Below are 14663 nucleotides of genomic sequence, written 5' to 3'. Positions count from 1 at the left end.
TCCCCCCCCTCAAGACGTTGTTGCCCTCCAACAAAGGCAAAGGAACCACAGCCTACCGGCTTCGGTTCCTTTGTCTTCGTTCCTTCTCAATGGCTACGGGGGAAACCGAACACAAGAGATTTTGAAAATTTTTTGTTCGGTTTGGTGAAGTACAGTATGCGGTTCAGTGCGCCCGCTGCACCGAATTCAGATATTATTTCTTCAGCATCTCTTTGAGATAGTCAATCCATTGCTCAAAGCCGTCACCGGTTGTCGAGGAAAGCTCAATAATCGGCACATCGGGCTTGAGGGTATGGGTCTCTATTTCGGCCTCTTCGACAGAAAAATCGAAATGCGGCAGCAGATCCATTTTGGTGATCAAAACAAGATCGGCTCCGCGAAAGGTGGAGGGATACTTAGCCGGCTTATCCGATCCTTCCGGAACGGAAAGCAGGATCACCCGCCGATGCTCGCCCAAATCAAAGGTCGAAGGACAGACCAGGTTCCCCACGTTCTCGATAAAGATAAGATCAAACCCTTCGCCTTTGGCAAAATGCTCCAGCACATGCAGGCCACCATGGACCATGGGGGCATCCAGATGACAGGCACCGCCGGTGGTCAGCTGTACCGCAGGAATACCTTTGGCCCGAATACGGTCTGCATCGCGCTCGGTTTCAATATCGCCCTCGATAACGCCGATCTTGACCGTGTCTTTTAAGGCTTCGATGGTTCGCTCAAGCAGGGTGGTCTTTCCGGAGCCGGGGCTGGAGATCATGTTGATCGCCAGCGCTCCCATTTTCTCGATATGGTGGCGATTGGAATGGGCCTGTTTCTGGTTGGCCTCCAGCAGGCTTTTATTGACCTCAACTACTTTGGTGTCGTGCTGGTGGTGTTCGTGCAATTGACAGCCGCAGGTATCACACATGTGTCTACTCCATTTCTACTTGATTCAAAATAAGTTCGGTTCCCCCTTTGGGAGAAAGCCTGTTTTGGCAGCACCAGGGACACTTTTTGGGATAGCCGCCACCAAGATTCATTTCAGTTGCCTCACCGGGTTGCACAAAGGGAATAACAGACACCTTGTTGCAATCCAGGCAGGTATAGACCGGGTCTGGGGTTTCCACCACCAGCACAGCATCTTTGGTCAGGGGTTGCGCATCTTTTAATATATTGAAACCAAACTCAAAACTGTCACGAACGATCCCGGAAAATGGACCTATGGTCACTGAAATGCGGGTCACATGTTCCGCCTGGTGTTCACGGGCAAGGGTTACGAGTTGGTCAAGCAGACTTTGCGCAAGCGATAATTCATGCATGACAGGGGACTCCTTGGATTAGCAGATGCGAGGCAAAGGTTGACCGGTCAGTGGCTCCAGCAGACGAGAGCCACCGATACGTGTGGTCAGGCTGACCCTGCCCTCCCCGGACTCTCCCACCCAGCCGATAAGGGCGGCATCGCGCCCCTCGGGCGTGCGCCGCATTAGCTGCAACACGTCCTCGGCACCGTCGCGATCACAGATGACGATCATTTTGCCTTCGTTGGCCAGATAGAGTGGATCAAGGCCAATCATCTCGCAGGCGGTATTCACTGAGCCACGGATGGGTAAGCGTTCTTCTTCAAGGGTGATATCCACCCCGGATGAACGGGCAATTTCACAGAGGGTGGTGGCCAGCCCCCCCCGGGTGGGATCACGCAGAACATGGACCACGCCGGTGTTGCATTCCAGCAGGGTGGCGACAAGGCGATGCAGGGCCTGTGTATCGCTTTTGATATCACCGTCAATGGCAATGCCTGCCTGGGCACTCATGATGGTGATACCATGATCAGCCAGGGTACCGGAGATAATCACCGCATCACCGGACTCTGCCTTTGTCCCTGAGATATTGTGCCGGTGGGAGGCAATGCCGATGCCCGAGGTATTGACAAAAATCTTGTCAACCTTGCCCTTGGGGACCACTTTGGTGTCCCCGGTAACAACGGCTACTCCGGAGGCTTCGGAACAGGCGGAGATTGAGGCGACTACCCGCTCCAGATCTGCATAGGCAAAGCCTTCTTCAATAATTAAAGCCAGACTCAAAGCAATGGGTCGGGCACCACGCATTGCCAGGTCATTAATGGTACCGTGCACTGCCAGTTTTCCAATATCACCGCCCGGAAAAAAAAGCGGATCAACCACATAACTATCCGTGGAAAAGGCAATTCGTCCGCAATACTCGCCGAGTATCGCACAATCTTCCAGGTCATGCAGTTGCGGAGAACGCAGATACCTGAGGAAGAGGCCACTGATCAGATTCTGGCTGGCAAGTCCGCCACTGCCGTGGTCAAGACTTATAATCGAGTCTGCTTTCATGGGATCCTTACAAAAATAACAAGAATTAACCGCTTATTGTAATGCTTATTTCTGGCCGCTGTAACGATAATACGCCGCACAGGTGCCTTCGTTGGAAACCATACAGGGGCCGACAGGTTTCAGCGGAGTGCATGCCTTTCCGTAAAGTGGGCAATCCGGAGGCAGCAGGATGCCCTTGAGGATATCGCCACAGCGGCACCCCTTGGGCTCCGCAGCGGGCTGCACGCTGAGCCCTAAACGCTCCACTGCGTCAAAACGCTGGTACTGGGGCCGCAACACCAAACCGCTGCCCGGAATCGTCCCCAGGCCTCGCCAAGGGCTGTCGGCAGCTTCAAAGACCTGGTCAATGAGCTTTTGCGCATTGCGGTTCCCCTCGGCGGTGACCGCACGGGTGTAGCAGTTCTCCACACGGGGATGGCCATCAGCCAGCTGGCGGATCAAACTGAGTAACCCGGCAAGAATATCAGCGGGCTCAAATCCGGCCACGGCACAGGCCAGGTTATGGCGCTCGGCAAAGGGTTTGTAAGCGTCACTGCCGATAATGGCACTCACATGGCCTGGACAGAGCAGTCCGTCAATTTTGAGTTCCTCATCACAAAGCAGCGTGTCCAGGGCCTGAGGCATGGTTTTACCGGCAGCGATGATTACGAAATTTTCAATGCCCAAACGCTCGGCCTGCAGGATCGTTGCCGCGATGGTGGGCACTGTTGTCTCAAAGCCTATGGCAGGAAAGAGCACAGTTCGCTCAGGCTCTTTTTGGGCAAGGGCCAAGGCATCCATGGGCGAATAGACGATCTCCACCTGCGCCCCCTGCGCCCGCGCGGTAGCAAGTGAGCCCTCGCTGCCGGGCACCCTGATCAGATCGCCAAAGGTGGCAATCGTCACCTCGGGATTTTGAGCGGCGGCAAGAAAGGCATCGATATGATCGGCCGGGGTGACACAGACCGGGCACCCCGGTCCTGAAAGCAGGGTAATTCCTTCGGGGAGCAGCGAACGGATGCCATGACGAAAAATAGACATGGTGTGCGTGCCGCACACTTCCATAATGCGAACGGGGGTGGTCAGGGTACGGTTGATCTCTTCGATCAGGGGCGCGGTAATATCCCTGGACCTGAACTCATCAGCACATTTCATTCCGGTGCTCCGGGAAGGCGCCCCTCTTTTTCCAGAGCCTCGGCCATCTGCCGCATCAGCTTGAGATTGATTTCGGCCTCTTCCTCAGATAAGGAGCGAATAGCGAACCCGGCATGAATAATGACATAGTCCCCCACTTCGGGAACCCGGTCAACCATTTCCAGGCGGATTTCTTTGCGCACGCCGTCGCTTTCAACCATGGCCACTTGGGGGTCAAGCAACTCATCACTGCCGCCGCGCAGCTCAACGACCTGCATGGGAATGGCTAAACACATGAAACACCTCCTATATAGGCCTGCCCCAGGGCAAGGCCACCATCATTCATCGGCACCAGCTCGCCTGCATAGACCATAAATTCCTGGTCTCGCAGGCCCCTGCTGAGCCGCTCAAACAACATCATATTCTGCATGCAGCCACCGGCCAGGACCACCTGATTGAGACCGGTCGTCTGACGCAACTGCTCAAGGGCCTGTATAAGTCCTGCCGCCAGCCAGTAGTGAAAGGCGCGGGCCATCACCGCCAGCGGAACGTTCTCTCGAATATCGGCAAGCACTCCGGCCACAAGTCCATCAGGGGCGAGAACAAGCTGTCCATCCCCTCTCTCTATCTGCTGAGGGTAACGGTCCACGTTCTCATTGGTATCGGCCCCAAACGCCTGCTGCTCCAAAAGCATGGCCGCCTGCCCCTCGTATTGACTTTCCAGACAGAGCCCCAACAACGCCGAAACCCCATCAAACAAGCGGCCACAGCTCGAGGTGGCAGGACAGTTGAACTGTTTGACAAGCATCTGGGCGAGCAGGTTTTTCTTGCCTGAATCGATGGCAGCCAAGGCCGGTGGTTGCTGTGTCTCCCAAAGCCCCTCTTCACCCAGGCAGGTATAGAGCAGCGACATGGCCATCCGCCAGGGCTCCAAGGCCGCACGATCACCTCCGGGCAGGGGGATGGTGGCCAGGTGACCAAGACGCGTAAAGCTCTCTCGGTCTGCCTGGTAGATCTCACCGCCAAAGATGGTTCCGTCCGGTCCGTAGCCGGTGCCATCAAGCACCAGGCCAAGAACCGGGCCACTGAGCTGCTGTTCGGCAAGTACCGCCGCCAGGTGCGCATGATGGTGCTGCACGTTGATCCAGCCCTCACTGCGGCCTCGGCCATAGCGGCTGGAGAGATAATCCGGATGCAGATCGACTGCGACGTTATTGGGCTCCAGCTCAAGCACATCCTGCAGGTGGTCCACACTCTCCGTGAAAAAATCAAAGGTCTGTGTGTTCACCAGCTCACCAATATGCTGCGAGAGGTAGGCCTCCTGGTTGCGAACAATACAGAAGGCGTTTTTCATCTCCCCGCCACAGGCAAGGATATCATCTGTCGGTGCATTAAGCAAAATAGGGACAGGAGAATACCCGCGTCCACGCCGCAGCAGACGCACTTTCCCGTCCATAACTCGCGCCACCGAATCATCGACCCGGGTGACGATCTCGCGGTTATGGAGCAGAAAACAATCCGCCAGTCCTGCCAACTGGTGCATTGCCTCGTCATTGTCAGTACAGATCGGCTCCCCGCCCCTATTGCCGCTGGTCATGACCAGAACCTGTGGTACATCGGGTTCACTGAGCAAGAGCGCGTGCAGCGGTGTGTAGGGGAGCATTAGTCCGATTTTTTCAAGTCCCGGAGCCACCGCCTCGGCGATCGGTGCTGTTTTCAGCCGTTCAACCAGCACAATAGGATGCTCGGGTGAAAGGAGCAGCGCGGCCTCCTGCTCACTGATACGACAAAATGTTCGCGCCGTCTTCAGATCCCGCACCATGATGGCCAACGGCTTTGCCGGGCGGTGTTTGCGACTGCGCAGCAGCCCTACAGCCTCTTCGTTTGCCCCGTCGACAGCAAGATGAAAACCACCAAGCCCCTTTATCGCCACCACATGCCCTTTTTGCAGGGCCTGGGCACAGTTTGCCAGGCAGTCACCCGGAAGGGGCTGGCCTTTATCATCGTGCCAGCTCAGTTGGGGGCCGCACTGGGGACAGGCGTTGGGTTGCGCGTGAAAGCGTCGGTCCAGGGGGTCGTTATACTCCCGGCTGCACTGCTCGCACATGGTGAAGGCCTGCATGGAAGTATTGGGTCGGTCATAGGGAACGCGCTTGACAATGGAAAATCTGGGACCGCAGTTGGTACAGTTCGTAAAGGGATAGCGGTAGTGACGGTCCTGCGGGTCCATAATTTCTTGCAGACAGTCCGGGCAGATGGACATATCCGGAGCAATCTGGGTCGAGGGACGACTGGACGAGCGGCTGGGAAGGATGGCAAATCCATCGGTTGGCAAGTCTGTGTCTATGGTTTCAGTTTTCAGCTCGGTAATACGGGCGGCGACCGGCGCTTCGGCCTGCAAGCGATGGAGAAATTCCTGCATCCTCCGCTCCTTTCCACCAAGGATAATCTCAACCCCGTCACTGTCGTTGATAACCGTCCCGACCAGGCCTAATGCATGGGCAAGCCGATAAACAAAAGGTCGAAACCCCACTCCTTGCACAATGCCACGCACAGTCACCCGCAGAGCTGTGGTCTCAGATGGTGCGGCAGGCAGGCCATACTTCATGCAATAATTTTCCAGAAATTTGAGGTTTCAACAAGGTTCCAGCAGGCTTTCCACCTGCGCCTGTGGCACTCTAGCAGCATGAAGTTTTTTCCACCAGACTTTTTCAAGCACTCACAACAGGCACAATCCGCACAACAGAATCCAACCATGCAATCTTGTTACAACAATCTGCCTGGGAAGAGAAACGGGGCTTACAAAAAAAATTGCGCCCCCCTGCAAAGAGAAAATCTCGCTCCACAGTTTTCCGCTTACCTTCCTTCACCTGTAAAGGCTGATACTTCACGCCCCCTTAGACATCCGCTATCGCCTGGCGCACTATCTCCCGGTAACGTTTCGAGTTGACCACCTTTTGCTTTTCCAGGTCCTCAATTTCTTCTCGGCTGAGATGGATCAGGCCGCAGACTGGGCAGGAAAGATCCATGTCATCGTGGGCTGCACGCTGCTTCAGCTCATCGGCGGTCATGTGCCCGACAAAACCGCAGGCACAGTTTGGGGCTTCAACCCGCACTACTTTACGCTGATAGGTATCATTGTTGGCATTCATGGGCAAAAATCAATGGGTTCAATTCATAAATAATATTCAACAGAGCGATCAAAATAACAGCTAGTTAGACAGCAGCATCACGCTCATTAAACCGGACACCTCTAGTGGTGCAAACGACGGATCGTCTTTCCACGATGGTCAATCACATGTAACGTCAGGGGGAGCCCGCCATCCAGGCGGTGCGTGGCACAGGAAATTCACGGGTCATAAGCCCTGACCGCCATCTCGACTTTGTTGAGAATGCCCTCGTCAACCTGACCGTTACTGATCAGCGAGGCCGCAGCCTGCTGCACACTCAGGTTCATGGGGGCAATATTATGGGTGGTGCCGACAATAAGATTGGCATGGGTGATACAGCCCTGCTCATCGGTGGCATACTCGTGGATCAGAGTGCCACGTGGTGCCTCAACATGGCCTATTCCGCGACCGGCCCCAGGCTCTGCCACGTTGCGCACCTGGGGATTGATGATATCCTGCTCTTCCAGGAGCTCAATACTGCGCTCACAGGCATAGACCAGCTCGACCAGCCGTGCCCAGTGGTACAAAAGTGTTGTCTGAACAGGTCGACCAAAGCGACTGCGAAATTCTTCCAGCTCCTGCTGGGCCCGTGGGGTTGCCATGGCGTCGCAGACATTGAGTCGCGCCAGCGTATTGACCCGGTAGATGCCTTTTGGCTGCTCAGGGTTCAACGAAAACCCCTCTCCCCAGGACTTGGCATAGACCATCTTCGCCGAGGACCAGGGCTCCACGTGTTCAGCCAGGTATTGCTGGTAGTCGCAGGCTTGAAAATCCTCATACGCGCCTCCTGGTTCCATCAGACGAAGCTGCCCCTCATAAAGCCGCAGCCGCCCCTGACCATCCACAGTTCCCATGAATCCCGTGGTAATGGAGCCCAGTCCGTCAAACTCTCCAGTGAGCCGTTCAAAGGCCTGCTTTTTGGCAAAGTCCATGGCATAGCAGGCAAAATCGAGTAACTCGCGGGCATCGGCAAGCAGGGACTGACGTACATCTTCTTGCATGGCACAGGAAAAGCCGCTAACAACCGCGGCAACGGGATGAATAGCCTTGCCTGCAAACCGGGCGAGCATCTGCTGGGCCAACTGGCGCATGCGCACAACCCGACCTGCGAGTTCCGGTTCCTGGCGTACCAGCCCCATAATATTGCGCACCGACAGATCCGCCTGGGGATCAAGCACAAAATCAGGCGCTGCCAAAAAAAAGAAATGCAGAATTTTATCGTGGATATGCGCCAGGATCTGGCAAAGTTCCCGCAGCAGGTGACCGCTTACGCTCGGCTGCACCCCAAAGCAGCCATCGACAGCCTTTACAGCAGCCAGATGATGCATCCAGGGACAGATACCGCAGATACGGGTAACGATACGCGGGATCTCCTCTGCCGGCCGTCCAATGACGAACTGTTCAAATCCTCGCAGCGCAGAAATAGCCACCTGCGCATCACTGACCTGCCCGGCTTCATCCAAGTGCAGATCTATGCGGGCGTGCCCCTCGATACGAGTGACAGGATGTATGGTAATCTGGTGGCCCATGTGTTTTACCTTAGCGGTTTCCTCTTGTTCAAATATACCAGCCCCCTCACCTTCGCTTACGCAGGGGTTTGAGCATGCCGTGTGCCCCGCTGAAACGCAGCAGCGATTTGCGATCAATCATAGAGCGGTGATCAATGCCGTTACTGGCAAGTGCGCCCAGCATATCCAAAAGCGGATTGCTCCCCGCCCGCACCGGCCCATAACAGCCACGGCAGGGAACCCGAGCCCGCAGACAGAGCGGCGCATCCTTACCACCACAGCCGCCGGAGGTCACTGGCCCCATGCACAGGATTCCCTGTTCCAGCAGGCAGACCATCTCCGTAAGCGGTTTTTGGGGATCGCCCGTGGCATTGTCCAAGAATCTCCCCACGCCCCCCTGCCCTTTGGCTCCTCGCCGGGTGGGACAGGTCTCGCAGACACTCTTGGTCAACGCTTTGCCTGGATTACCGTCAAGCAATCCCGTCAGCATCCCGACAATGGCTGCAGAAGTGGGCGGGCAGCCCGGCAGCAGCCAGTCGACCTGGACATGCTCATCCACAGCGTACACCCGATCCAGGGGAGTTGAAATTTTGGTGGGAAACAATGAGGCCTCATCGCTGCCGTAGGCGTACACGGTCTGCAGGGTCTCCTGGGTGGTCCACTGATTACGCATGGCTGGAATGCCGCCATGGGTGGCACAGGTCCCCAGGGCGATCAGAGTGGTACAGCTCGCCCGCATAGCCTGAACCAGCTCCAGCTCCTCTTCTGAGGCAACCCCACCAGAGACAAGACCGATGTCCGCCTGGGGCAGTTGCAGTGTGCCGGTCTCGTCCCGCTGATATTTATTATCCAGCAGCAACGGGCAATGAACGATCTCAACCTGGCTGACAAGTGTTAAAAAATCATCCCCCGCATCCAGCAGGGAGACCTCACAACCACAGCAGGCATGTAGCCATTCAAAACTGAGCCGGGGCAGACTCAAAACCTGGAATCCTGGGAATCGGAGATATCGGCAAGCTCACCACGCAGAATAGCCAGGCGGCCACAAAAGGCGCGAAAGGCCTCTGCCAGACGCTCGGGTTCTGCCGAGGAGACCCAGGTGATCTGAAAACGCTCGCTCTCATAGCCCATGTCTTCCAGGGTATCGGCAATGACCTCGGCCCTGGCCAGGGCCATCTCATTACCGTTGATGTAATGGCATTCTCCCAGGTGACAGCCGATAATCATCACTCCCTCAGCTCCCTTATCCAGGGCGTGCAGCACCATCTCCGGATGTACCATGCCCGAGCACATCACCCGAATAATGCGTACCGAACCAGGATACTGCAACCTGGAAATACCGGCGAGATCGGCTGCGGCGTAGGAGCACCAGTTACAGCAAAAAGCGATTATCTTCGGGGTAGTGTTCACAGTTGTTCCTCCAGCGGCGCTTCCTCTTCCAGTGCTGCATCGATCTGCGCCTCAAGCTGCGCATAGGTAAATCCGGCCACATCCACACCCCGCTTGGGACAGGTTCCCTGACAGATGCCACACCCCTTACAGAGAACCGGGTCGATGTTGACCGTTTTCAAGGGAGTGCCCTCTTCATCTTCATACTCCACCAGGGTGATGGCCTGATAGGGACAGACCTCTATGCAAAGGGCGCAACCATCGCAGTTCACCGGGTCAACCAGGGCGGTATTGGGCTCCAGGCTGATCTCTTTCCGGGCCAGCAGACGACCGGCTTTGGCCGCGGCGGCCAGGGCCTGGGAGATGGATTCTTCAAGGGGTTTGGGATAGTGGGCAAGCCCGGCAACAAAAACACCATCCACGTTAAACTCCACCGGGCGCAGCTTGACATGCGCCTCCTGGAAAAAACCGTCACTGTTGAGCGGTATCTTAAAGAGATTCCCGAGGTTCATCGCATCCGGGCTGGCCAGGGTGGCCGCCGCCAGAATTACCACATCGGCCTTGATCTCAAGTGGGCGGTGGAGCACATGATCCCAAACCTCGACCAGCACCCCTTTCCCATCCTTTTTCACCTTGGGGGGGCCATGCATCTCATAATTGATAAAAACGATCCCCAGCTCGCGGGCCTGATTATAGATGCGCTCACGCTGGCCATAGGTACGTATCTCTCGGTAGAGAATGTATATTTGCCGCGAGGGAGCCTCTTTCTTCAGCTTGATCGCGCTCTGAATGGAATGAGTGCAACAGGATTTGGAACAGTAGGGTCGTTCCTCGTTACGCGAGCCCACGCACTGGATAAACACAAATGACTTGCCGTTGGCCACCCGGGTCTCATTATGCATGTGCAGCTTGTCAAACTCGATGGAGGCCACCACCTTGGGGATCTTGCCGTACTCAAACTCTTCGGGGATATAACGTTTTGCTCCGGTGGTGATGATCACCGCGCCGTGATTAATCACCCGCTTCCGACTGGAGCCGGTGCGAATGGTGCTGGAAAAATTCCCCACATGACCATCCACTGAGAGCACCGTACTGGTGTAGGCCACCTCAATCAAGGGATGCTGCTGCACATTTTCCTTAAGCTCACTGATGTACCTGGGCACATGCTCGCCATTCCAGGTCTGAAAGAGATGGAGGGCATTGCCGCCCAACTGGGTAGTTTTCTCTATCAAGTGTACCTGAAATCCCTGTTCCGCCAGGTTAAGCGCTGCGGTCATTCCAGCCACACCGCCACCGATAATCAGCACCGAGGGGGCAATGGGGAGACGAATGGCTTTCCGGGCGACCTGGGTCTGCACCTTGACCACGGCCATGCGCACCAGATCCTTGGCCTTTTGCGTCGCCACCTCGGGTTCTTGATTATGGACCCAGGAGTTCTGATTGCGAATATTGGCCATCTCAATGAGGTACTCATTAATCCCGGCGGATTTCAGCGTCTTACGAAAAAGCGGTTCATGGGTCCTTGGCGTGCAGGCGGCGACAACGATGCGGTTGAGCCGTTTATCCCGAATTTCCTGCACAATACGGTCCTGGGTATCCTGGGCACAGGTAAAAAGGTTACGGGCCACATGGACGACCTGCGGCAGAGTGGCGGCATACTCGGCCAGCTCTTCTACATCCACCACACCGGCGATATTGGTGCCGCAGTGGCAGACAAAAACACCGATACGTGGTTCCTCACCACCTACATCCTGCTCCACCGGCGGCAAGAGAGAACGCGTCTGGGTGTGGCGCACCGAGGTGAGCAGCGCCGAAACCGAGGCAGCCGCAGCCGAACCACCGGTCACCGACTGGGGGATATCACGCGGACCGTTAAAGGCCCCACAGGTGTAAACGCCTTTTTTCGAGGTATGTACCGGCATGAAGGCGGAGATAGAGGCAAAACGATCCGGGGTCATGTGAATGCCGATACGTTCGGCCAGGCGCACCATGGATTCCGGAGTCTCCAGGCCAACGGAAAGCACGACCAAATCAACGACCTCCTCAACCTGCTGGCCCTGGCCACTGATGTAATGCAGCCGCAAATCTCCCTTGGTCCCCTTGGGCTCAACCCCGTGAATGCGGGAACGTATAAACCGAACGCCATATTCGTTTTTGGCCCGCTCAAGATAGCGATCGAACTCCTTGCCCGGAGTCCGCATATCCATGTAGAAGATGGTCACCTCAAGATCGGGATTACTCTCCTTGATCGTCATCGCCTCTTTAATGGCGTACATACAGCAGACCGTGGAACAGTACTCGTTATTGCACCGGTTTTTATCCCGACTGCCAATACACTGCAGAAAGGCCACCTTTTTCACAGGCTTTTTATCCGAAGGCCGGGAGAGCTGACCATCGGTGGGGCCATCCGGAGAGAGATAGCGCTCAAACTGGAGCGAGGTGATCACATTGGGATAGACGCCATAGCCCCAGATCTTGGACTTGGCCGGATCAAAGGTCTGAAAACCAAGGGCCATGACCACCGAGCCCACCTGAATGATGTGTTCTCGTTCACGGTCATTGAAATCAATGGCACCCGGAGGACAGATTTCAGCGCAGGCCCCGCATTTGGTCGGATTTTTGAGATGGAGGCAGGATGTGGGATCGATCTGATATTTCAGAGGGACCGCCTGCGGGTACTTGATATAGATTGCCTTTCGCTTGGCAATGTTGGAATTGAAAGAGTCATCCACGCTTTTAGGGCAGACACTGGTACACTGGCCGCAGGCAATGCATTTATCCATGTCCACATAGCGAGGATGCTCGATAACACGAACGGTAAAATTGCCTGCGGTACCGGTAACATCCTGCACGGTCGACAGCGTCATGATGCGGATATTGGGGTGCCGACCGCACTCAACCAGCTTGGGCGCGATAATACACATCGAGCAGTCATTGGTGGGAAAGACCTTGTTGAACTGGGGCATGGAACCACCAATGGCCCCTGACTTTTCCACCAGGTAAACAAAAAATCCAGAATCCGCCAGGTCGAGCGCGGCCTGCATTCCGGAGATACCGCCCCCCACCACCAACACGGATCCGTTCATGGATTGATCAGCCATGCTGCACCTCTCCTACGATACGCTTGGGCATCACCAATGACTTTGCCACCAGTTCCCACAAAAAGCAGACATCGACATTCAAATTAAATTCGCGCTTCAAGGAGACCTGAAGCTGATCGCGACAGTTCTGGCAGGCGGTCACCACAACCTTGGCCCCCGAGGTACTGATCTGGCGCGCTTTCATCCGCCCGTGAAAAACCCGTTCGGCACCAAAGGGGCTTGCCCAGGCACCGCCACCGGCACCGCAGCAGTAGTTTTCTTCCCGATCCGGCACCAGATCCACATAGCTGGGGCAACAGGCCCGTGTCAGAGTGCGGGCTTCGTCAAAATAGCCATGCCCAAAGGTTTTCAGGGATTTGCGCCCATAATTGCAGGAATCGTGAAAGGTGACCAGCTTGGTGTTTTTGGAGGGATCAAGGGTAATCCGCCGCTGGTTCACATACTCCAGGAGCAGGTCAAAAACGGTGTAGATTTTAAACTGCTGTAACGATTCAGGAAACCAGCGTTCAAGCGCGTAACGGGTGGCATAGTAGGCATGCCCGCACTCGGGCAGCAGCAGGGCCTTGCAGTTGAGTCGCTCAATATTATCGATGATGCGTTTGACAATGGTGCGCATGGCGCTGTAGTCACCGGAATGCAGGGCCCAGTTGACCCCTTCCCAATACTCGGAAGAGATGGTCCAGGATTCACCGGCAGCATAGAATATCTTCCACCACCAGGTCAGACTCTCTGGTTCAGCAAAGGGCTGCTTGGAGTTCACCGTCACCAACAGACGGGCACCACGTACATCGATGGGTGTCGCAAAGCCCGGGCAGCAGTCTTCTGCGAGTTCCTGTCCAAGCTCTTTGATCAGGGCGAGAAAATCATCTTTTGGGATGCCCAGGTTGTTGCCCTTTTCAAGGCAGGTTATCACCCCTTTCTGAATGGCCACCGGAACCTTGTCGCGATCGCGCTGACCACGAATACGGCGAATGAGTTGCACGATCTCCACATTCATCGGGCAAACCACCTCGCACTTGCCGCACATGGTACATTTCCAGGGCCAGTCACTCTCGATCAACTCTTCTTCCATGCCGAAAAAGGCCATGCGGATGATCTTACGGGGATCAAGATCATCAACACCCGAGATGGGGCAGGCACCGGCACAGGAGCCACAGGTCAGGCAGATATCGGCTAAATTGGGGGCGGAGTAAAAAGGATTTTTTTTGGATTCCAGGCGGACTGCCTTGGGCACGTTCTCGTTAACGGGCTGTGCGATTTCACCGGCAGCGCCCGGGTCTGGGGAGATCCGAGGTTCACGCCCATACTTATCACAAAGCCGTTTGTAATCTTCATACTGAATAAGGTAGCGCCGACCTGGCCCTTCCTGGGCTGGCAACACGCCGGAATTGATCCAGTTGCGAATGGTATTGCGATGCACACCAAACTCGCTTGCCAAATCATTGACCTTGGCCTCATAAATCATGAAACATTCTCCAGGGAGGCAACCACTGTGCCGGAGGAAAAAGGGGTGACATATTCGTTAATTTGTTTAAGTATCATTGCAGAGGCCAGCGCTGTGGCATGCTCCATGGCAGGCGTGAGTCCGGGAGCTATCTCCTCGGGGACAGTGTTTGCCTGGGCCAACACCAGCTCCACCCGAATGCCTGTTTCCTGCTCAAGCTCCACCAGCAGGTTCACCGTGGGAAACTGATGCAGCGAAAAGTCATGCACCTTGGACAGTGGCAACTCGGCCGGTCGACAGGTGACCAGCGATCCAGGAGCTTGCTTTTGTTGATAGGTGGCATCCACAATAAAAAGCAGGCTGGGACGCAACTCGGGTGCCATGAGATAATCCAGCAACCATTCTCGTACAGAGGTGCCCACATCCACCAACAGGACGCTCCTGGGAAGTTGTTCCTGCTCCAGGCGAGCAATCACTGCCGGTCCAAATCCATCATCACCAAGCAGGATGTTACCACACCCCAGGATCACGATATCGGCCAAACAGCCCTCTTCTTTCTTTTTGTGCGAGATATGCATAATGTGACAACATGCCACTGTTTGCTCTAT

General features: G+C 55.6%; 13 protein-coding genes. All 13 read right to left on the bottom strand.

What is annotated here, in order from left to right; all coding sequences use genetic code 11:
- Window positions 1-193 precede the first annotated feature (193 nt).
- Window positions 194-904, bottom strand: coding sequence for a hydrogenase nickel incorporation protein HypB (hypB, locus tag JWJ90_RS14210; protein ID WP_205227892.1), 711 nt, complete (start codon window positions 902-904; stop codon window positions 194-196).
- A 4-nt stretch (window positions 905-908) separates the two neighbouring features.
- Window positions 909-1295, bottom strand: coding sequence for a hydrogenase maturation nickel metallochaperone HypA/HybF (locus JWJ90_RS14205; RefSeq protein ID WP_205227891.1), 387 nt, complete (start codon window positions 1293-1295; stop codon window positions 909-911).
- Window positions 1296-1313: 18 nt separating this feature from the next.
- Window positions 1314-2330: a hydrogenase expression/formation protein HypE gene (gene hypE / locus JWJ90_RS14200; protein ID WP_205227890.1), complete on the bottom strand. Its 1017-nt coding sequence runs from the start codon at window positions 2328-2330 to the stop codon at window positions 1314-1316.
- A 45-nt stretch (window positions 2331-2375) separates the two neighbouring features.
- On the bottom strand, window positions 2376-3464 hold the full coding sequence (gene hypD, locus JWJ90_RS14195) for a hydrogenase formation protein HypD (protein ID WP_205227889.1): 1089 nt from the start codon (window positions 3462-3464) through the stop codon (window positions 2376-2378).
- Window positions 3461-3739, bottom strand: a complete 279-nt coding sequence (locus JWJ90_RS14190; RefSeq protein ID WP_205227888.1) for a HypC/HybG/HupF family hydrogenase formation chaperone — start codon at window positions 3737-3739, stop codon at window positions 3461-3463. Before JWJ90_RS14190 ends, hypD begins: the two co-directional genes overlap by 4 nt.
- Complete coding sequence (hypF, locus tag JWJ90_RS14185) at window positions 3730-6051, bottom strand: carbamoyltransferase HypF (RefSeq protein ID WP_205227887.1); 2322 nt, start codon at window positions 6049-6051, stop codon at window positions 3730-3732. The genes JWJ90_RS14190 and hypF overlap by 10 nt, the downstream gene beginning before the upstream one ends.
- Window positions 6052-6340: 289 nt before the next feature.
- The gene (locus JWJ90_RS14180) at window positions 6341-6595 is read right to left on the bottom strand and encodes a hypothetical protein (protein WP_205227886.1); all 255 of its coding nucleotides are present in this window, start codon (window positions 6593-6595) and stop codon (window positions 6341-6343) included.
- 197 nt (window positions 6596-6792) lie between these two features.
- Window positions 6793-8142: a Ni/Fe hydrogenase subunit alpha gene (locus JWJ90_RS14175; protein ID WP_205227885.1), complete on the bottom strand. Its 1350-nt coding sequence runs from the start codon at window positions 8140-8142 to the stop codon at window positions 6793-6795.
- A 46-nt stretch (window positions 8143-8188) separates the two neighbouring features.
- Window positions 8189-9103: an NADH-quinone oxidoreductase subunit B family protein gene (locus tag JWJ90_RS14170; protein ID WP_240194948.1), complete on the bottom strand. Its 915-nt coding sequence runs from the start codon at window positions 9101-9103 to the stop codon at window positions 8189-8191.
- Window positions 9100-9531 carry a hydrogenase iron-sulfur subunit gene (locus JWJ90_RS14165; protein WP_205227884.1) on the bottom strand — a complete coding sequence of 144 codons (432 nt, stop codon included), beginning with the start codon at window positions 9529-9531 and terminating at the stop codon, window positions 9100-9102. The genes JWJ90_RS14170 and JWJ90_RS14165 overlap by 4 nt, the downstream gene beginning before the upstream one ends.
- A complete protein-coding gene (locus tag JWJ90_RS14160; RefSeq protein ID WP_205227883.1) occupies window positions 9528-12611 on the bottom strand; it encodes an FAD-dependent oxidoreductase in 3084 nt (1027 codons plus the stop codon). Before JWJ90_RS14160 ends, JWJ90_RS14165 begins: the two co-directional genes overlap by 4 nt.
- Complete coding sequence (locus tag JWJ90_RS14155) at window positions 12604-14073, bottom strand: (Fe-S)-binding protein (RefSeq protein WP_338032333.1); 1470 nt, start codon at window positions 14071-14073, stop codon at window positions 12604-12606. Before JWJ90_RS14155 ends, JWJ90_RS14160 begins: the two co-directional genes overlap by 8 nt.
- Window positions 14073-14633, bottom strand: coding sequence for a hydrogenase maturation protease (locus JWJ90_RS14150; protein ID WP_205227881.1), 561 nt, complete (start codon window positions 14631-14633; stop codon window positions 14073-14075). The genes JWJ90_RS14155 and JWJ90_RS14150 overlap by 1 nt, the downstream gene beginning before the upstream one ends.
- Between the last annotated feature and the right edge of the window lie 30 nt (window positions 14634-14663).

This window comes from Desulfobulbus rhabdoformis (assembly GCF_016919065.1).
GTDB classification, from domain to species: Bacteria; Desulfobacterota; Desulfobulbia; order Desulfobulbales; family Desulfobulbaceae; genus Desulfobulbus; species Desulfobulbus rhabdoformis.
This window is presented reverse-complemented; position numbering and strand designations above follow the sequence as displayed.

What these genes read in the sequence shown, in the direction of transcription:
- hypB (WP_205227892.1), bottom strand. Translation starts at nt 904, where the DNA reads ATGTGTGATACCTGCGGCTGTCAATTGCACGAACACCACCAGCACGAC.
- JWJ90_RS14205 (WP_205227891.1), bottom strand. Translation starts at nt 1,295, where the DNA reads ATGCATGAATTATCGCTTGCGCAAAGTCTGCTTGACCAACTCGTAACC.
- hypE (WP_205227890.1), bottom strand. Translation starts at nt 2,330, where the DNA reads ATGAAAGCAGACTCGATTATAAGTCTTGACCACGGCAGTGGCGGACTT.
- hypD (WP_205227889.1), bottom strand. Translation starts at nt 3,464, where the DNA reads ATGAAATGTGCTGATGAGTTCAGGTCCAGGGATATTACCGCGCCCCTG.
- JWJ90_RS14190 (WP_205227888.1), bottom strand. Translation starts at nt 3,739, where the DNA reads ATGTGTTTAGCCATTCCCATGCAGGTCGTTGAGCTGCGCGGCGGCAGT.
- hypF (WP_205227887.1), bottom strand. Translation starts at nt 6,051, where the DNA reads ATGAAGTATGGCCTGCCTGCCGCACCATCTGAGACCACAGCTCTGCGG.
- JWJ90_RS14180 (WP_205227886.1), bottom strand. Translation starts at nt 6,595, where the DNA reads ATGAATGCCAACAATGATACCTATCAGCGTAAAGTAGTGCGGGTTGAA.
- JWJ90_RS14175 (WP_205227885.1), bottom strand. Translation starts at nt 8,142, where the DNA reads ATGGGCCACCAGATTACCATACATCCTGTCACTCGTATCGAGGGGCAC.
- JWJ90_RS14160 (WP_205227883.1), bottom strand. Translation starts at nt 12,611, where the DNA reads ATGGCTGATCAATCCATGAACGGATCCGTGTTGGTGGTGGGGGGCGGT.
- JWJ90_RS14150 (WP_205227881.1), bottom strand. Translation starts at nt 14,633, where the DNA reads ATGCATATCTCGCACAAAAAGAAAGAAGAGGGCTGTTTGGCCGATATC.